This is a genomic window from Asaia sp. Ae19-3 (assembly GCF_059801175.1).
In genome coordinates this window covers 2,458,135-2,476,709 of the sequence record NZ_JBCHWF010000001.1, presented here as the reverse complement: position 1 = coordinate 2,476,709, position 18,575 = coordinate 2,458,135, and the positions used below count along the sequence as shown (strand labels likewise).

General features: G+C 61.0%; 17 protein-coding genes. 8 read left to right on the top strand and 9 right to left on the bottom strand.

Annotation, left to right across the window (positions count from 1 at the left end):
* Positions 1-92 precede the first annotated feature (92 nt).
* Both AAID99_RS10800 and AAID99_RS10795 read right to left on the bottom strand, forming a co-directional pair.
* Complete coding sequence (locus tag AAID99_RS10800) at positions 93-359, bottom strand: spore coat protein (RefSeq protein ID WP_188425876.1); 267 nt, start codon at positions 357-359, stop codon at positions 93-95.
* Positions 356-1,360: a VOC family protein gene (locus tag AAID99_RS10795; protein ID WP_498493837.1), complete on the bottom strand. Its 1,005-nt coding sequence runs from the start codon at positions 1,358-1,360 to the stop codon at positions 356-358. The genes AAID99_RS10800 and AAID99_RS10795 overlap by 4 nt, the downstream gene beginning before the upstream one ends.
* Positions 1,361-1,538: 178 nt before the next feature.
* Here AAID99_RS10795 and trxA point away from each other — a divergent pair, with 178 nt between their 5' ends.
* On the top strand, positions 1,539-1,865 hold the full coding sequence (gene trxA / locus AAID99_RS10790) for a thioredoxin TrxA (RefSeq protein ID WP_025840568.1): 327 nt from the start codon (positions 1,539-1,541) through the stop codon (positions 1,863-1,865).
* A 33-nt stretch (positions 1,866-1,898) separates the two neighbouring features.
* Here the strand turns inward: trxA and hpnK are convergent, their stop codons facing one another.
* The 4 genes from hpnK to AAID99_RS10770 all read right to left on the bottom strand — a co-directional run bounded on the left by hpnK (position 1,899) and on the right by AAID99_RS10770 (position 6,230).
* Positions 1,899-2,756 (bottom strand): hopanoid biosynthesis-associated protein HpnK, encoded by an 858-nt coding sequence (gene hpnK, locus AAID99_RS10785; RefSeq protein WP_498493835.1) that lies wholly within the window; start codon positions 2,754-2,756, stop codon positions 1,899-1,901.
* Positions 2,757-2,779: 23 nt separating this feature from the next.
* Positions 2,780-4,204 carry a hopanoid biosynthesis associated radical SAM protein HpnJ gene (gene hpnJ, locus AAID99_RS10780; protein ID WP_188425528.1) on the bottom strand — a complete coding sequence of 475 codons (1,425 nt, stop codon included), beginning with the start codon at positions 4,202-4,204 and terminating at the stop codon, positions 2,780-2,782.
* A gap of 109 nt (positions 4,205-4,313) precedes the next feature.
* A complete protein-coding gene (hpnI, locus tag AAID99_RS10775; protein ID WP_498493833.1) occupies positions 4,314-5,501 on the bottom strand; it encodes a bacteriohopanetetrol glucosamine biosynthesis glycosyltransferase HpnI in 1,188 nt (395 codons plus the stop codon).
* Between the two features lie 54 nt (positions 5,502-5,555).
* Positions 5,556-6,230: an ABC transporter substrate-binding protein gene (locus AAID99_RS10770; RefSeq protein WP_229719572.1), complete on the bottom strand. Its 675-nt coding sequence runs from the start codon at positions 6,228-6,230 to the stop codon at positions 5,556-5,558.
* A gap of 498 nt (positions 6,231-6,728) precedes the next feature.
* On the opposite strand from AAID99_RS10770, the gene hpnH reads away from it, so the two are divergent.
* From hpnH to AAID99_RS10750, 4 genes are all read left to right on the top strand, one after another.
* Positions 6,729-7,916 (top strand): adenosyl-hopene transferase HpnH, encoded by a 1,188-nt coding sequence (gene hpnH / locus AAID99_RS10765; protein ID WP_188425529.1) that lies wholly within the window; start codon positions 6,729-6,731, stop codon positions 7,914-7,916.
* Positions 7,917-8,068: 152 nt separating this feature from the next.
* Positions 8,069-9,361 carry a hemolysin family protein gene (locus AAID99_RS10760; protein ID WP_188425530.1) on the top strand — a complete coding sequence of 431 codons (1,293 nt, stop codon included), beginning with the start codon at positions 8,069-8,071 and terminating at the stop codon, positions 9,359-9,361.
* Between the two features lie 66 nt (positions 9,362-9,427).
* Positions 9,428-10,693, top strand: a complete 1,266-nt coding sequence (locus AAID99_RS10755) for a hypothetical protein (protein ID WP_498493831.1) — start codon at positions 9,428-9,430, stop codon at positions 10,691-10,693.
* Positions 10,690-11,313 carry an ATP-binding cassette domain-containing protein gene (locus AAID99_RS10750; protein ID WP_188425532.1) on the top strand — a complete coding sequence of 208 codons (624 nt, stop codon included), beginning with the start codon at positions 10,690-10,692 and terminating at the stop codon, positions 11,311-11,313. Before AAID99_RS10755 ends, AAID99_RS10750 begins: the two co-directional genes overlap by 4 nt.
* A 15-nt stretch (positions 11,314-11,328) precedes the next feature.
* On the opposite strand, the gene AAID99_RS10745 is transcribed toward AAID99_RS10750, so the two are convergent.
* Both AAID99_RS10745 and AAID99_RS10740 read right to left on the bottom strand, forming a co-directional pair.
* Positions 11,329-13,335, bottom strand: a complete 2,007-nt coding sequence (locus tag AAID99_RS10745; protein ID WP_188425533.1) for a transglycosylase SLT domain-containing protein — start codon at positions 13,333-13,335, stop codon at positions 11,329-11,331.
* A 181-nt stretch (positions 13,336-13,516) separates the two neighbouring features.
* On the bottom strand, positions 13,517-14,302 hold the full coding sequence (locus AAID99_RS10740) for a uracil-DNA glycosylase (RefSeq protein ID WP_188425534.1): 786 nt from the start codon (positions 14,300-14,302) through the stop codon (positions 13,517-13,519).
* 51 nt (positions 14,303-14,353) lie between these two features.
* On the opposite strand from AAID99_RS10740, the gene AAID99_RS10735 reads away from it, so the two are divergent.
* The 3 genes from AAID99_RS10735 (at position 14,354) to AAID99_RS10725 (ending at position 17,577) form a co-directional block, all read left to right on the top strand.
* On the top strand, positions 14,354-16,159 hold the full coding sequence (locus tag AAID99_RS10735) for a tetratricopeptide repeat protein (protein WP_498493830.1): 1,806 nt from the start codon (positions 14,354-14,356) through the stop codon (positions 16,157-16,159).
* 8 nt (positions 16,160-16,167) lie between these two features.
* Positions 16,168-17,061, top strand: coding sequence for a 4-(cytidine 5'-diphospho)-2-C-methyl-D-erythritol kinase (locus AAID99_RS10730; protein ID WP_229719574.1), 894 nt, complete (start codon positions 16,168-16,170; stop codon positions 17,059-17,061).
* Between the two features lie 129 nt (positions 17,062-17,190).
* Positions 17,191-17,577 (top strand): hypothetical protein, encoded by a 387-nt coding sequence (locus AAID99_RS10725; RefSeq protein WP_188425537.1) that lies wholly within the window; start codon positions 17,191-17,193, stop codon positions 17,575-17,577.
* Here the strand turns inward: AAID99_RS10725 and AAID99_RS10720 are convergent.
* On the bottom strand, positions 17,574-18,575 hold the full coding sequence (locus AAID99_RS10720; RefSeq protein ID WP_188425538.1) for an SDR family oxidoreductase: 1,002 nt from the start codon (positions 18,573-18,575) through the stop codon (positions 17,574-17,576). The two genes, AAID99_RS10725 and AAID99_RS10720, sit on opposite strands and share 4 nt — an antisense overlap.

The window sequence follows — 18,575 nt, the reverse complement described above, 5'->3', positions numbered from 1 at the left end:
GGAGTTTCCTGAGGCCTGAGCGCAAGAACCCGGCGGTGCGTCAGATTATCCATTCTACGTGCCGCGGCCGGACCGCTCAGGCAAGGCCTGCATCAATGGTGGTGATGATCGCCGCCATGATTGCCGTTGCGCGGGCCGCGATCGCCGCGCCGGTCATCATAGCGCGGGCGATAGCCGCGGCCCCCCCAGCCGCGCCCGGTATAATGCGGCCCGACAGCGTAGCCGCCATTCCAGCCTTGGCGTCCCCAGCCTCCGGGATAACCGTAATAGCCGCCGCCATAGCCATCATAGCCGCCACAGCCTGACAAACCGAGAGAAGAAATCACCGCGAGGGCGAAAAGGGCGGATGCTTTCTTCACCGGGGCAGCGCTCCTTCAAGCATGTCTTTCTGGGTTTCGATAACACCGAACACGGCCCCATCCGGATCGGCCAGAACGGCAATCTGGGCGCCATCACGGTCGACATGTGTCGGCACAATCACCCGACCACCCAGCTTCTGCGCTCTGTCAGCAAGGCTCGCGCTGTCATTTACCTCGACGAACTGCACCCAGCGCGCCCTGTCACGCGGCTCGATGCCCGGAGGCAGTGTGTTGATGCTGGCGCGCTCCTTGTCCTGCGCGGTGAGCATGTAATGCTGGGGACTATCGGCTTCGGGAGAGGCGACGATCCTGTAATTGAACAGGAGCTGATAATAACCAGCCGCTGCTCTCGGGTCCGGGGAGAGCAGCGTTGCCCAGGACCAGCTGTTCAGCGTCGGGTCAGTGCCATGGTCAGCCGGATCGCCTGACTGGGCGCTGAGGGCGGCATAGAGGCCATGCTGCGGGTCGGCAACGATCACCGCCTGCCCCAGACCGGCTATGGGTTTAGGGCCGAAAATCGCCTTGCCACCATGCTGCTTCGTGACCCGAGCCACGGTCGCGGTATCCGAGGTCGACAGGAACGGCATCCAGAACGGAACATCACGTTTGGGGTCATCGAGCTTGTGCGCCACCATCATGCCGACCGGCTGGGTGCCAAGCGTGATTTCGACACGGGGTGTCCTGCCATCGTCGATCGGACGGAAACCCCAGCCGAACAACCCGCCATAGAAACGTTCCGCACGGGCGAGGTCGGGTGTGACCAGCATCGAGAACACGATCTTGCCCGGTAGCAGGCGATGTGTTGCGGGCACGGTCAGCGCGTCGAATGCGCCGGGTGCAGCAGGCGCTACGACGGGAGAGGGGATATGTTCGGGCGTATAATTCTCGGGCGCAGGCGGCAGGGGAGCCAGCGTGGGTTGAGCCAATGCGGCAGGCACCGCCGTCAGGAGGCTCGTGCTGCACAGCACCGATAGCCAGAATACGCGCGAAACATGACGCATCGACAAAAGAACCTCTCCGGTAACGTGATGACCTTGCTTCTTAAAACGCGTCGGGAGGAACTGTGTTTCTTGATACGGGGCGATTCCTGCTTCACTAGCTCTTGAACGCTTTGCCTGAACTGCTGATATGTCGTGTTGAGACGGACCCGAACGGTCTGCATTGCGAATGGAGAACAGGATGAGCGACAACACCGTAGCTGTCAGCGACAGCGGTTTCGAAAAGGACGTGCTGCAGGCTGAAGGCCCCGTTCTGGTCGATTTCTGGGCAGAATGGTGCGGCCCCTGCAAGATGATCGCGCCCGCGCTCGATGAGATCGGCGGTGAATACAAGGGCCGTCTGACGGTCGCCAAGATCAATATCGACGAAAATCCTGAAGCACCGACGCGTTTTGGCGTGCGCAGCATCCCGACGCTCATGGTCTTCAAGAACGGTGAAGTCGTCGCCCAGAAGACCGGCGCCCTGCCCAAGAGCGCGCTCAAGGCATGGGTCGACTCGGCACTCTGAGTGTCGTGGAGAGCCTTCTAGAGACGAAGGCTTTCAGGCACGGGGCAGGGTATTTCCTGCCCAGTCGCTCAGGGTAATCTTTGCTGAGCGCACCGCCTGACGCAGTTCGGGGCTTATCAACGCATCGAACTCGCCACGCTGGTCATAATCCGGCATGAGGCGCTGCAACAGCGCGCTCTGTTCCAGTGCCGGATGAAAATAAAGCTCCGACAGACCTTCGGGCAGATGCGGTATCAGCCCTGCCACACGACCAGGTCGCATCTGGCCGCTCCAGGCCAGGCCGAAACAATGGTCGTTGGTCGTCATGCCTGCCCGCGAGATCTGATGGCGCAGCACACCGCACCAGCGACGCAGCGCGGCAGCCCCCAGCGAGTCGAAATGGGTCTCAGCGGCGGCAAGCGGTTCGGGCGGTTCGCAGGGCGTGCGCACATGGCGCAAACCATAATGCTGTCCGGTTTCGATCAGCATCCGCCCAATGGTGGGATGGAGATGCATGTGCTTGTGCGCATTGGCATGATCGAGACGCAGGCCTGAGGCCATGAAGGCCCGGAACTGGGCTTCGATCTCGCGTGAGAGAGCACGCCTTGCGGCTGGTCGGAAGAAATAGGACACCCCGAGACCAAGCTGGCTGGTGCCAAACTGGTCGTCCGGGGTCGCAATGGCGCCGATGCTGGCGCCGGGCAGGGCAGTATCGCCCTCGATGACAACCAGATGCAGCCCTACACGCAGATTGGGCATCCGGCGCGCACGGCGCACGGCGTCCATGCTGGCCGGGCCTGCCACCATCAGGCTGGCCGTCGAGAGCAGCCCGTCACGATGGGCGATCTCGATGGCCTCGTTGACTTCCTCGCTCAGGCCGAAATCATCGGCCGAGACAATCAGACGACGCATGGGAATAAACGACGCCTGAGTGATCAGGCGGCGTTACGGCCCTTGAGGAACTGGAAGAATTCCACACCCTCGCGCAGACGACGCTTCATCATCTGCGGGCTGCGAACCATCTCGTTGACGATCGAGGCGATCTTCGGCGCGCGGAAGTAGAACTTGCGATAGAATTCCTCAACCGAGTTGAAGATCTCGGTATGAGACAGATGCGGGTAGTGCAGCGGGGCGATCTGCACACCGTTCTCGTCGATCAGCTCGGCTTCAGCTTCGTTGAACCAGCCATTCTCGGTGGCCTGCTTGTGCAGCGCCGTGCCGGGATAGGGAGCTGCCAGCGAAACCTGCAGCGTGTGCGGGTTGATCTCGCGGGCGAACTGGATGGTTTCCTGAATGGTCTCCTTCGTTTCGCCGGGCAGGCCGACAATGAAGGTGCCGTGGATCTTGATACCCAGCTTGTGGCAGTTCTTGGTGAACTCGCGAGCCGTTTCGACGCGCATGCCCTTCTTGATGTTGTGCAGGATCTGCTGGTTGCCGCTCTCATAGCCGACCAGAAGCAGGCGCAGCCCGTTTTCCTTCATGATCTTGAGCGTTTCATAGGGCACGTTCGCCTTGGCGTTGCACGACCAGGTTACGCCCAGCTTGCCCATTTCACGCGCAATGGCTTCCGCACGGGGCAGATCGTCGGTGAAGGTGTCGTCATCGAACATGAACTCCTTCACCTGCGGGAAATACTGCTTGGCGAGACGGATTTCGGCAGCCACATGCTCGGGGCTGCGCGTGCGGTAGCGATGGCCACCCACGGTCTGCGGCCACAGGCAGAAGGTGCAGCGCGACTTGCAGCCACGGCCGGTATAGATCGAGATATACGGGTGCATCAGATACCCGATGAAGTAATCCTCGATCTTCAGGTCGCGCTTGTAGACTTCCGTCACGAAGGGCAGGGAATCCATGTCCTCGATCATGGCGCGGTCACGGTTGGCGATGATCTCGCCATCCTTGTTGCGCCAGGTGATGCCGTCCACGTCCTTCAGCTCGCGGCCTTCGGCAATTTCCTTAATCGTGAAATCGAATTCGTTGCGCGCCACGAAGTCGATCGGGCTGCCCTTGGCCATCGATTCGTCAGGCTGCACCGCCACCTTCGCACCGACCATGCCGATCATCAGCTTGGGATTGGCGTCTTTGAGCATCTGCGCAACGCGTACATCAGAGGCGAAAGACGGTGTGGAGGTGTGCATCACCACGAGGTCGCGGTTCATCACGTCCTTCAGGATCGGTTCCATGCCAATGCCAGCCGGCGGGGCATCGATCAGGCGTGACCCTTCGACCATGGCGGCAGGCTGTGCCAGCCAGGTCGGGAACCAGAAGGAGCGGATTTCGCGCTTGGCCTGGTAACGCGAACCGGCTCCGCCATCGAAACCGTCGAATGAAGGGGGCTGAAGGAACAGCGTGCGCATCATGGTGAAGAAAATCCTTGGGTAAACCGTCGGATCGCAGGATCCGCAAAGGTGAAGGGGTCAGATCTGTCTGACGAATGCCCCAGCATATGAGGCCGAAACACTAAAAAGTCTAATCTCCGGGTTCGACCGGTTGTATTGGCGGTGTAATCGGCGCTGCCCGACGAATATGCAGCGTCTGCCCGCGCCAAGCGACACGCTGGCCTCTGGCGCTGCCGACCATGATTGCGGCCGACAACCATTCACGCAGGGGAAACAACGCGTAAACTGCAGGTGTGAGCCGACCCAGAGAGCGGTCGATAACCAGAGCCGAAAGCCCGCGCACAGCCCAGGCTGCGATAAAAAACCACAGCGCCCAGCGTGCAGGCCAGCAGCAGAACAGCACCACACTCGACCAGAAGAGCGGAAGCTGGATGGCGGAAAGCCCATAGCCGACTGGCTCGACATTCTTGACCGTCCGGCCCCAACGGAGCTCGTGCTCGATCATGTCGCCCGCCGTGTCTTCCGCGACCGTGGTCCAGGTCATGCAAGGGGCGAGGGCGATCTTTTTGCCATGAGCGCGGACCAGCTGGCCGAGAATGGCGTCATCGGCGACATGATCGGCCAGAGCAGCCAGTCCACCGACCCGTTCGAGCAGCGAGCGTCTCAGGGCCATCGTGGCGCCGAGGCAGTCCTGACGGCCGAGCAGACGCGACATCATCACGCCCGGCATGAAATTGTGATTGATCTGGGATGCGGCAAATTCCCTGACCAGCGCGGTCGAGGCAGGAAGACCCGCATAGAGTGTGGTGACGAGACCTGTATCCGGCTGCTGGATTGTTGATACAACGTCGCGCAGATAATCGCGCTGTACATGAATATCGGAGTCGGAGATGACGAGAATATCGTGCTTCGCCGATGGATACATGTTGATCAGATTGGCGATCTTGCGGTTGGTACCGTGCTGCGTTCCGTCGATCACCAGCGTCATGTCCCGCTCGGGATAGTCGGCGATCAGTCGTCTGACGATTTCTATGGCGCTGTCGTCGTGACGCTGGACACCGAAGACAATCTGATAGACCGGATAATCCTGCTCGCAAAAACTGCGCAATGCATCTTCAAGAAGCGGTTCGTCCCCATGCAGGGGCTTGAGGACGGTTACCGCAGGCTGCGGCCCTGGCGAGGACGGTATTCTGGCGATGCGTCGCTTTTCACGGCCCCGAAAGGCAATGATCAGCCCGGCGCCGATAGCCGATTGGGCGCAACCAGCCACCGCAAGGGCAGCCGACGCATAGCCTAGCCAGTTCAGAGCGAGAGCCACGTGACTCCTTTTCCCTTTTCACGGTATGCTATCTGGGGAAACTGGCCACGCATCTTAATTATTCATGAACTTTGCGGTCTTGTGGTTGAGCAGGGTCACGAGGGCATCAACACCGCCACGGGCCAGGGTCGAGCTGAAATCGGCGCGTTGCGCGGCGACCTGGCTGATGCGGCCATTGAGAAGAATATCAACGATGCGGTATCCGCCACCTGAGGGCATCATCACATAATTGATAGCGGTGCCGGAATCGGATCCATCACCAATGGTGGTGCTGACAATCGTGCTGCCGCCGGTCGGAGCGGGGCGCGTGGTCGGACTCACAGTAAATTTGGCGTCGCCGCCCTTCTTGAAGCTCGAAACGTAGCGGGCAATCGTGAACTGGCGGAAAGCAGTCAGAAGCTTGCTCTGCTCATCGGCTGAAAGCGTCGTGTAACGCATGCCGATCGAGCTGTGCAAAATGGTCGAGAGGTCGAAGCTGCGATCAATGACAGGAGCGATGGCCTGTGCGCGGGCGTCGGAGGTGCCGCTACCCGAAGACTGGATCTGACCGAGAGCTGCATAGAGAGCGTTGATCGGAGCGACAGCGGCAGACTGGGCATAGGCCGGAGCAATCAGGGCGGAGGAGGAAAGCGCGACGGGGGCAGAAAACAGGGCCATCAGTCCCAGAGCGGCGCGCCTCGTGCGCGCTGTACGGGCGGTCTGGGGCACTCTGCTGGGGAACTGTGTCATGCTGCGTCCTCAAATCTGTCCCGCCAATCGGGAGAGACATATGTCTGGATCCGTAGTCGGAAAGCTGGGGAGACTCCCTGCAAAAACAAGTCATCCGGCGTTCAACTGCGGCGGCATATGTCCGACATAACGTCGAAAAGTGCAATCTTCCCGCCGTCCTGCAATAACGAAGGCAGCGAATTCGCCCATCGGCAGGGGGCGCGCAACAGATTTCAGCTTAAAATTTGGTTAGCTGGTGAAGATAAATGTCGCCAAAATGACACAGTAGGCGCTACGAAGCGCCTTCGATATTGAGGCGTGGCCCATGCGCGGTGTATAGGCCACGTTTTACCAGCCCGCGCATATCATTTTCAGTCTTGCACACCACCCCTTATTCCGGTGTTGTTTTTCGAAATCATATGACCAACGGGTCTTACGTATGACGGCGACGCGGTATTCATGTCGGGCCTTTTCTGACACCGCGCCCGCACGTCATCTGGTGTAGGAGCATAGAGATACATGGCCGTTCCATTGATGCAGGCCGTCCGTGTCGGACGCTATGTGGTCAAACAGCATCTGCTGGGTCGCAAGCGCTATCCGCTCGTTCTGATGCTCGAGCCGTTGTTCCGATGCAATCTGGCCTGCTCGGGCTGCGGAAAGATCGATTATCCGGCACAGATCCTGAACCAGCGCTTGAGCCTGCAGGAATGCCTGGATGCCGATGCCGAAGCTGACGCCCCCGTCATCGCCATCGCCGGTGGCGAGCCTCTTCTGCACAAGGAGATGCCCGAGATCGTCAAGGGTCTGACGGCACGCAAGAAATACGTCTACCTTTGCACGAACGGGCTTCTGCTCGATAAGAAGCTCGACGATTACGAACCCAATCCGTTCTTCTCGTGGGATATCCATCTCGACGGCGACAAGGCGATGCACGATTCGTCAGTCTGTCAGGAAGGTGTTTACGAGCGTGCGGTTGCCGCCATCCGCAAGGCGAAGGAGCGCGGCTTCCGTGTTTCCATCAACTGCACCCTGTTCGATGGCGCCCAGCCCGAGCGCGTGGCGCGGTTCTTCGATGAGGTCATGGCGCTTGGCGTCGATGGTGTCATGACGGCACCGGGCTATGCCTATGAGCGCGCACCGGATCAGGAGCACTTCCTGAACCGTCAGAAGACCAAGCAGCTCTTCCGCGACATCTTCCGTCTCGGCAAGGGAAAGAAGTGGCGCTTTACCCAGTCGCCGCTCTTCCTGAACTTCCTGGCAGGCAATGAAAACTATCATTGCACGCCCTGGGGCAAGCCGCTGCGCACCGTGTTTGGCTGGCAGCGCCCCTGCTACCTGCTCGGCGAAGGCTATGCCAAGACGTTCAAGGAGCTGATGGACGATACGGCTTGGGATCAATACGGCACCGGTGCCTACGAAAAATGCGCCGATTGCATGGTCCATTCCGGCTATGAATCGACGGCTGTCATGGATGCCGTCAAGCGTCCGTGGCACATCGCCAAGGTTGCGCTGTTCGGCCCCGAGACCGAAAAGCCGATGGTCCCTGAGATCTCTCTCGCGAACCAGCGCAAGGCCGAATACAAATATGAGGCTCAGGTGGCCGAGCAGGTAACCCTGCTTGAATCACGCAAGCCGGCTCGTGGCCCGCGCGTGCGTGTGCACAAGGCCGAAGACAAGCCGGTCGAAGTGGCTGACGCGGCAGACTGACGTCTTATATCCAAGGGGGTGAGGCCCCGGGAGGGTCGGGCAGGTGCCCGCTCTTCAGCGCTCTGGTCAAACAGGGCGCGACAGCTTTATCCTGAAAAGGCGGACATACGATGTGTATGTCCGCCTTTTCTTTTTTCCGATCGAAGGACCCCATGCTCACCCCCATTCTGGTCATCTGCCTTCTCATTGCGCTGAACAGCATTTTTGCCATGGGCGAAATGGCGCTGATCTCGGCCAAGCGGCCGCGCCTTGCAGCGCTGGTCAAACGGCAGGTGCGCGGGGCAGAGCGGGCGCTGCGTCTGGCGGATGAGCCGCATTCCTTTTTGCCGACCGTGCAGATCGGCATGACGCTGGTCTCGATTCTCGAAGGCGCCTTTGGTGGCAGCCAGATCGAGGAAAATCTGGCGCTTCTGATACGCCGCAGCGATCTGTTGCGTCCTTTTGCCAATGAGCTGTCCATCGGTATTGTGGTGATGGGCATCACCTTTGCCATGCTGGTCTTCGGCGAGCTGGTGCCCAAGCAGATCGCCCTGCAGCAGCCGGAAAAGATCGCGGCGCGTCTCTCGTTCATTCTCTCGGCGCTTCTGACCATCTCCCGTCCGGTCGTGGCTCTGCTGAGCGGGGCGTCATCTCTTGTGTTGCGTCTGTTCGGCGTCGGCCGCCTGACACGTGCGGCCATTACCGAAGAAGAGCTGCGTGCCATTCTGGCTGAAGGGGCGCAGGCTGGCGTGCTCGAGACTGAGGAGCGCATCATGATCGAACGCCTTCTGCGCCTGGCCGATCGTCCTGTGCGCGCCATCATGACGCCACGCAATGAGCTTTTCTGGGTCGATCGCCATGCAAGCCGCGATGCGCTGATCGTCAAGCTGCGCCAGTCGACCTATACGCGTATTCTGGTTTGCGAGGGCGATGTCGATCACCCGGTCGGTGTCGTTCTGGCCAAGGATCTCATGGATCGCCTGCTTCAGGGGTTGCCTGTCTCGATCGAGGCGGCGCTCCGCCAGCCTATCGTGGTGCCCGACAGCCTGACCGCGCAGGACATGATCGAACGCATGCGTGGCGAGCGCCTGGGTATTGCTTTCGTGCTCGACGAATATGGGTCTTTTGAAGGCATCGTGACGCCTTCCGATATCTTCGAGGCGATTGTCGGTGACGAAAATGCCGAGAAGAACAAGACCGAGCGTGAAAATCCGCAGCGGCGTGATGAGTATGTGCTCGACGGGTTCATGCCTGCCGATGAGGTGCGCTCGGTGCTCGATCTGCCGGATCTGCCTGCTGCGGGCAGTTACCACACGCTCGCCGGTGCCATTCTCGCCCTGCTGCGCCGCGTGCCGGCCAAGGGTGACAAGGTGGTGTTCGCCGGATGGCTGTTCGAGGTTGTCGAGATGGAGCAGCGCCGCGTGACTAAGGTGCGTGCCAGCCGTCAGGTTCTAGCGGAAAATTAATCAGAACTCGTTTGTTACCCGCGGGATTGTAACGCTATCATTCTGAATGAATGGGGCGGGGGACAAATGTCAGGCTTGAGATCGACCCGTGCAAGTTCGGGTTTCACTTTCTTTTTCAAGCTGCGGGCCCGTTATCTGCTTCATGCTGCAAAAGCGTTGCTCATGCAGCGCTGGATGATGTTGGTGGGGGCCGTACTGGCATCCCCTTCCATTCCTTTCGTGGCCATTTTTCTGCAACTGGGCCATTTATCCATGGCGGTGCTGGCGGGCCCGCAAGGCTTTCGGGCGCATCTCATAGCGGTTTTCGCGGCTCAAACCGGTTTCGTAGCCTGGTCCCAGGGGTTGTGCCGCTTCTTGCGCGGTGGGAATTTTCGCCCTTTTCTCGATACCCTGCCCATCACGCCACAGACCCGTCTGCTGACAGCAGGCGCCCTGCTTGCGGCACTCGATCTGCCGCTTTTCCTGCCTTTCGTGATCGGTGGCATTCTGACCGGCGCGGCGTCGCTATCAGCCCTGTGTCTCTATTGTATGGCGCTGATGGTTTTTGCGGGGCTGGTCCTGGTTCTTCAGGCAGCGCTCGTTGAGCGCCTTATTCCTCTCTGCATCGCGATTTTTGTGGCGGATTTTCTGCTCGCTGGCGGCTGTGTAACGCAGCCCGTCTGGTCGAGGGTATTGTGCCTTATTGGTGCTGCCGGATCTGGCGCAGCCGGATTTGTTCTGGCCGGTCGAGAGCCTGGAATTGGTGCTCTTTCGGCATGGCTGTCTGCGCATCGGAGGCTCCCGCGCCATGTCAGAGCCAGGCCGGTCGACAGGCTGGCGCGGCTTTCTCCCGTACTGCGTGTGCAGCTGCGCAGCTGGTTGGAGCCTGAAAGTGGTGTCGGGGTGGTACTTGTCATCGCCCTTTTGCTGCCGATCGGTTTATGGGTGCTGTTATCGGTCTTTGCCTATGATGGGCGATCCATTCCGGTGATGATTGTCGGGATGGCCCTCGTTTCGCAATGCAGCCTTGCACCATTCGTCGCGCTCGATACCGCGCATCGTCGGGCGAAGGCTTTTATTGCAACACTTCCGCTATCGCGCTCTTTCTGGATCAGGCGCGATCTTGCGCTCGTGCTGACCGTCTTTGCGCCCTCTGCTTTCGTCTTTGTGCTGCCTCTGTGTCTGCACGCGCTCGCTTCTCCGGTCGCGCTGATCGTGATCGTGGTGTCCTACGCCCTGCTGCTTGTGGCGATGCGATCGAGCCTGCGCATCGATACGCGCTGGCGGCCCATGGCCAGTGTGACCCTGAGCATTCTCTGGGTCAGTTTCATTCTGATGGAGGTGACGGCATGACCGCCATCCTGCGCTGTTCGGACCTTTGTGTGGCTTATGGAGGGCGACCCGTTCTCTCTTCGGTCAGCCTGTCGCTCGGTGTCGGATTCTATGGTCTCTGGGGAGCGAACGGCACCGGCAAATCGACCTTGCTGCGCATGTTGTCCGGCTCGGCAAGACCCGATCATGGCGATGTCTGGATCAATGGAAAGCACCTGGTGCGTGACGACGTTGCGGCGCGGCAGAGCCTGGCCTATGTGCCCGACGAGGCAGTGGTTTATCCCTTCATGACAGGCCATGATCTGATGGCGCTCTGCGCCTGGGCACGCAAGGCGCCGGATATAGCCCCTTCAATAATAGAGGGGTTCGGCCTCGCGCCGCATCTCGACAAGCGTTACGACGCGCTGTCGCTGGGCACGAGGCGAAAAATGCTGATTGCCTCGGCCTTTATCGGTGAGCCGTCGCTTCTATTGATGGATGAACCGGCAAATGGTCTCGATGCACAATCGCACGCTTTTTTCGGCGCGCTGCTGGCCGAGAAATCCCGAATAGCCTGCGTGCTTCTGTCAACGCATGACGGGGCGTTTCTCGAGACGATGGGAGCGACGATCATCCGTCAGGAGAGTCTTGGTGCCTCCTGACGGTAGAAAATGCGGTCAGTGATAGGTCACAGGCCGCGCACTGGCGATTTCCTGCTCATCGGCAAAGCGCGGCCACTGGGCGCGTGCAAGAGCATGAAGCGACGGGGCAGGCAGGCCCAGCTTGTCGGCATAGATCCAGAGATAGGCAAAGGCGTGATGAACATAATCCCGCGTCTCGCCATTGGGCAGCAGTTCCATGAAAAGCAGCGGATCATGAATCTGTCCGGCTTCGCCCGGTGCACCGCTTTCCCAACGCGCAATGGCGCCCGGCCCGGCATTATAGGAGGCGAGGGTGTGAATGAGATCGCCCCCCTTGGGTGCTTCTTCTGAACGCTCCGACAGACCGGCGAGATACTGCACATAGAGCTGACCGATTTCGAGATTGACGGCCGGATTGTGCAGACGCCCGACCATATCGGCCGGTACGTTTATGATGGCAACGCCATGGGCGTCGAGCGCAGGCTTGGGGCCACTGACAAAGCTGGCGGTCAGGGGGCGGATCTGCATCAGTCCATGGGCACCAGCGCTGGATGACGCCTTGGGATCGAAATTCGATTCCAGACGGGTCAGCGCGTAGACCAGTGCCGGGTCCATTCTGAAGCCGTGACGTGGGGCAAGCTGCGGCGTCGGGAACCCTGCCAGATGGGCGGGGCGACCGTCACGTGCGGCCAGAATAGTGGCAATCTGCTCGGACAGATCATGCAGACCGGCCGCCGCAGCCACAAGCTGTACCGAGTGGCACAGGGCCGTGTCCGACGTGATGTCGGGCCACATGCGGCGCAGCAAGGCTTCGGCACGCGAGGTTTCGCCGATCTGCAGCAGGGCGAAGAGACGATGACCCTGAGGGGTGGCCGCAACGGCCTCGACATCGATTTCACCCATGACCGGGATCGGGTTCTGAAGCGCCGTCGTGTCATCGGCAGAGATGCCGTCATGCCCGTCTTTTTGCGTTGGGTCCTTGCCGGGGGTCATGCCTGCATGATGCAGTCCCAGCATCTGTCGCGCCAGAATACCATAGAATGTGCCTGGTTCGGCGGCGGCGCGCTGCAACCAGGAGGTGGTCAGGGTCGGCGCATTGCCGAGATGACGATGGGCACGTGACGCCCAGTAGGCGGAGGCGGCGCGCAGTTCATTGGTTGTCGTGCCCGCACGTGAAGCCTGTTCGAAATAGCCCAATGCCTCGTGCAGGGCGCCCTGACGCCAGGCGGCAAGCCCGGCGACATATCCGGCATAGCCGAGTTGATGTGCGCTCTGGGCAAAGCCGTCACGAGCGGTTTGCAGGGCAAAGGCGGTTTCGCCTGCGCTGAGCATGCCGAGTGCAATCTCGGCCTTGAGCTGACCCGCATAGAGCGGCGTCATGCCGGGGGTTGAGTTCACCAGTTTGACGGCGCTTTGACCGCCCTTGAGACCCCAGGAAAGGCGCTCGCCGATCGTGCGATCGAGCAGGGGATTGCGGTTGAGAAGATGCGCCAGAGGATCTGGCGCTGCCGTTGTGCCCGTCGATGAGACATCCGATGGCGCGAGTGGTGTCGGGAAGCTCTGAGGGGCGACGCTGCCCTTCGGGCTGATCGAGACCAGCAGGTTCTGGATGGCACCGGCATCGGCCAGACTGGGAAAAGTCTTGAGCCACAGGCGCAATTGCACGGGTTCGGGATGGTAGGCCGGGTTGAGATAGCGCTCGGCGAGCAGGTCGCCGATGAGCACGTTGTCATGGGCCGCACGGGAACGGGCGATTGCGGTTTCGAAATCGCCGGAACGCTGGGCGCGGAAAGCCTCTTTCAGAAGCGCAGCATCTGAGGCGGAAAGGGGGTGGGGAAGACCATTCGAACCACCAGGCGCAGACGAATGCGGCGTTGCAAACGCCGTTTCCTCGCTCTGGCTGTTGTCATGATCGGCAGGGTTAAGCGTCGATTTGCTTTCTTGTGCACGAAGCGGATTGAACGTCGCTCCCGCCACAAGCACAGCGCACAGCATCAACGCACGGGCACTGTTACTCGACGCGAAATAAGAAATTCCTCGCATGGTGGAGATGCTGGTAGCCCCCCTTGCCTGATAAAGCAAGAGTGGCCAAAAGGTCACACCAGAGGAGTTCGCTATTCTAAGATCGTTTCTCGAATTCTACCAGAGGGATAACACTAAAAAACCGCATTTTCCGGGGCTAAAATCGTTTTTTTTTATGACGCTCCTGAAACCAGATGCGTACTCACGAAGACGAGAGCGTTTCTGCCAGAAAAACAAGGTCTTTCCACATCTCCCGACGGGCTCTGGCGCTGGAAAGCAGCTGTTGCGGGTGCTGCATGGCCAAGGCCTCGACCATGGTCCCGTCATCGAGTCGCACCTTGTGCCAGGCGCCACGTGACCGTGCCATGCTCGCCTGCTCATCCAGCAGGAGTCGCAGGGGGGTCAGACCGAGCAGAACGAGGCGTTCGGGACGGGCCGTGACGATGGCGGCATTGAGCAGAGCGCGGCACTCGCGGCTTTCTATCAGCGAGACAGCGCGGCCGCCTGGAGGACGCCAGGGCAGGGCGGGCGCCTGAGAGAGGCTGGCGCGATCAAGCCCGATACTGGGAAGGATCATGTCCAGCAGGCGCCCCGTTTCCCCCGCAAACACCTCGCCTGAGCGGTCTTCATCAGCATCCGGCGCATCGCCAATCAGCATCAATGGGGCACCGGGCACGATGCGTGGTCGCACACTGGTCGAGGCCGTGCGCGCAAGGGCGCATTCCGGGAATATTTCCACCCCCCAGGCCTGGGCGGCCTGCGGATCGATCGGGGCCTGACGCGGCTGGGCGGGAGAGGGAGGGGCTGGTCTCGCGGCTGGCGCGCGCGCCGGGCGTTGACGCACTCCCTGAGGCAGCGCGAGCGACGCCGCCCGGTCGAGCCTGTGCGGCGCGACCTCGTCGAGGGCACAATCGACTCCCCAGTCCCGATACAGGTCCAGCAGGGCAAGAATCTCGGAGCGGTCCTGACCGGACAGGGAAAGGGACATGGTTTCTTATCAGTTTGGTGTCTGAACGGGTTCAGTCTAGATTGTCACACGATGCAAACCAAGCGCTCTCCGTCCCGGCTCGTTCTTCTTGCCTGTCTGGCCTCTGTTGCCGGTGTGCCTGTGACCAGAGCTCTGGCCGCCGACACTCAGGGCGGTGTGGCGCTTATGGCGCCCGATTATTCCCTGACGGGCAGTCTGCTTGGCAGTATTGTCTCGGTGCAACGCAATAATGTGAGCGATGCCGATCATGCCCTCTATGAGGCAGTGATGCAGGGCTATCGCGATCCCGATTTCGTGCTGATGGCCCTGCGTTTTGCCGCGATGGATGCCGGGTCGGACTCTGCCGCGCGGGCGGTCACACTTGCCAGGCTGATGCCACAGCAAAACCTGGCGCGTCTTGTTCTGGGTACGGCAGCGTTTCGTGATCGTCACTGGAAGAGCGCCGAGGGTTTTTTCGCCCTGCACAGCAAGGAGACCGATGGTCTGCTGCGCATGGCAGGGCGCGGCCTGCGTGACTGGTGCCATTACGGGGCAAATCCCGCCAATGGACAGGAAGACGACATCACGCTTCCTCAGGGGGGGATCGACCCGGTAACCTGGCTTGCGCTTTTGCAGCAGGCGCGCATTGCCTCGCTGCGCGACGAGGCGCGTACGGATAGTCTGTTTGCCCAGCTTGATCGCAGCGCAGTCGCCGTGCCGCCTCTGGTGCGGGTACAGGCATTGCAGTTCGAGGCGGACTGGCTGGCCTTTCGTCATCACGATGCCGAGGCGCGCCAGAGGCTGAAGAATGTCGGTGGTCTTCTGCCTGCCTTTCAGCTCGTCGCCGGGCGCCTGCGTCCGGGCAGGATTGGTACCGATTTCTCTCCCAATCAGGGACTGGCTGAATTCTATATCGGTGTGACCGCCCTTCTGGGCGATACAGCATCGCATGACAGTGGCAATGCCGGGGCGCCCAACCCGGATGACGACAAGCTCAAGGATCTGCGTCAGCTCAAGATTCTGCTGCTGCGTCAGGCCCTGTTGCTCGCCCCTGATCTGACACTCGGCAAGATCCTGCTGGCCGAAGAACTGCGCAATGACGGCCAGCTCGACATGGCACAATCCGCGCTCGACGGCGTGGCGGAAGACGATCCTCTGGCACCGCTCTCCGATCATGCCCAGGCGCAGGTCGCTCTCAAGCGTCACGATCTCAACGCGGCGCTCCATGCGCTGGAGCGGGTGGTCAAGGCCAACCCCGGCAACCCCGATATCCTGAACGAACTCGGTTCGGTTCAGGACCAGCTTGGCCATTCCGACGCCGCCATCGAGACCTTTACCCATGCGCTCAATAAGGTGAGCGTCATGGAATCACGGGTCTGGCCGCTGCTTCTGGGGCGCGCCATTGCGTGGGACCATCTCAAGCGTCGTGACAAGGCCCAGGCCGATCTCGATCGCGCTCTGGCTCTGGCCCCTGCCGAGCCTGTTCTGCTCAATTACGCGGGCTACTCGGATGTCGAGCATAATGAGCGCCCCGAGCAGGCCCTGCTGCTGTTGCGTCGTGCCATGGACATGGCGCCGGATGATGCCGAGATACGCGACAGCTATGCCTGGGCACTGCTCAAGCAGAAGGGCGATCTGGCCCAGGCGCTGCCATTGCTTCTTTCCGCAGTCAATTCGGCCCCCGCCGATGCAGAGATCGCCTATCATCTGGGCGTTGCCTACTGGTATCAGGGCCGCCAGCTCGAAGCCCGCGATCAGTGGAGCCAGGCGCTCAACAACAAGCCCGAGCCCGAGACAAAGGCGCTGATCGATGCCGCTCTTGCCGGTGGGCCGGATCTGCCCGTCATGCGCGGTCGTGCCATTCCTTCGCCCCGATGAGTTCGTCGATGTTACCTGCCCGTTCGCTGGCACATGCCAAGATCAATCTGTTTCTGCACATCACCGCACGTCGCGATAATGGCTATCACGAGCTGGATTCTCTGGCCGTATTCGCCCAGACGGCCGATCTGCTGACACTCGAGGCGCCCCGTCCTGCTGAGCACGGTATGAGCCTTGCCATCGACGGGCCGTTTGGCGCGGGGCTCGAGGCCGGGTCAGATAATCTGGTGCTGCGCGCTGCATCGGCCCTGCGTCTGGCTGCCTCCCTTTCTGACACTCTGCCTGCCTGGCAGATGCGGCTCACCAAGAACTTGCCCGTGGCCTCGGGTATCGGAGGGGGCTCCGCTGATGCTGCCGCTGCCCTGCGTCTGCTCGCAGCAGCCTGGCAGTGCGAGGATGTCGACCTGGCGCCGATCGCTGCCTCGCTCGGGGCAGATGTGCCGGTCTGTATCGCCCAGAAATCCCGGCGCATGCAGGGTATCGGTGAAATTCTCGCCGCAGCGCCACGCCTGCCGCGCTGCGCAATGGTGCTGGTCAATCCCGGTGTCGCCGTGCCGACACCTGCCGTTTTCCGCGCCTGGAAGGAATCCGGCGCTGCGTTTCGTCCTTCTGCCAAGCTGCCAGCGCAATGGCATGATGTGGCGGCTCTGGCCGAAAGCCTGCGATCAACTTCGAATGATCTTCAGGCCCCGGCGATTGCTCTCTTTCCCGTAATCGGTGAAGTCTTGAGCCATCTGGAGCGTTCGGAAGAATGTCACTTTGCCCGCATGAGCGGTTCGGGAGCGACCTGTTTTGGCCTTTATGCCGATCTGGATGCGGCATGTAGGGCGGCAGAAAGCCTTCGTGCTCAGGGATGGTGGGCAGACGCCGGATGGGTTCAGAACACAGAGGATCGTCGCTAGATCGCCCGGTATGTCTCCGGGTATTCCGATCGGGTTCCAACCCCGCAAGAAGACATAACCTTTTTTGGTCCGGCGGCTTTTGCGCGCCGGCCCGCCTTGGGAAAATGCGAAAAGAGGGAGCTTCCGGTCATGGGTGCAAGAATGCAGGTCATCCAGAAAGAGGATGGCACAGGGGCGACGCTGCGTTTTCTTGAAGGGAGCGGGATCGAGGGGGAAATAGACCTCACGCTCGACCAGCTGAGCCAGCTCATCACAAGCCTTGGTCGCGTACGCTATGCCATGACGGCCAGTCAGCCCCAGCCTGCGATCGGCAATGTGCCGTTTCTGCCCGTATACAGCACGAACTGGGCATTACAGATCGACGCGCTGACCGAGGGTTCAACGCTTGCCTTCCAGCATCCGGCCTATGGGCCGGTGGGGCTGGTTCTCGCCCCTGAGGATAGTGAGAAACTGGTCAATGGCCTCAAGCAGCACCGCGCCCTGATGGCAGCCGGCACGTCGCGCCAGCCGAGCTAGGCCTTGCGACGCAGGGCTGCCCAGCCGAGCAGCACCCCTGCCAGAGACAGAAGCGTAGCGCCAAAACCGATCCGCCTTGGAATGGTCAGCAGTAGCGGCTTGCGTCCCTGATCGCGCAGGGGGATGCCTTCATAGGGGCCATGGGCGGCATAAGCGCCGGGCAGGCTTTCGTTGAGCGTGTCGCTTTCTGTTTCCGCCTTGCCCGATGCGTATTGGGCGACAATGCCTTTCTTGGCGAGATAGCGGTCACGCAGCGACGGCGCGATGCCATTGATCAGGCTTGGCAGGATCGACGAGGCGCCGACCCAGATATCGCGATGATGACCCAGTACGGCCTGACCGATTGCGTGAGCCGCCACTTCCGGCTCATAGATGCGGCCAAGAGGCTTGAGCGCATGGCCAGAGCGGTTGCGGCTCCAGCCGAGGCGTGGCGTGTTGATCGAGGGCAGATGCACGACTGTCAGGTCAATGCGATCTGAAAGCGCACGGATTTCGGGGCGGACACTGTCGCAAAAGGCGCTGATTGCAGCATGGGCGCCATTGATGGCTGCCTGAAGCGGCAGGCCACGCAGCGGGTGGGCGAGCCCCAGATTGACGATCGTGCCACTGCCGCGTCGGCGCATGCAGGCCAGGGCTGCCTGTGTGCCGAATACCGAGCCGAGATAGGTCACGTCGGTTACGCGCCTGAGCGTTTCGGCATCCAGCGAGAGGACCGGCCCTATGGCCGCTACACCTGCCGCGTTGATCCAGACCGTAATCGGGCCGAGCTCGCGCTCGACACGCTCGGCTGCGTCGAAGACCGCTTTTGCGTCCGAGACATCGACCGGCACGATAAGCGTGCGAATGGCGCTGGTTTCGAGCTCATCCGCAGAATCCTGCAGGCGCTGCTCGTTCCGGCCAAGCAGGGCGATATCGAAACCATAGGAGGCCAGCATACGCACCGTGGCGCGCCCGATACCGGCTCCGGCGCCAGTGACGACGGCAATCTGGTTGGGCAT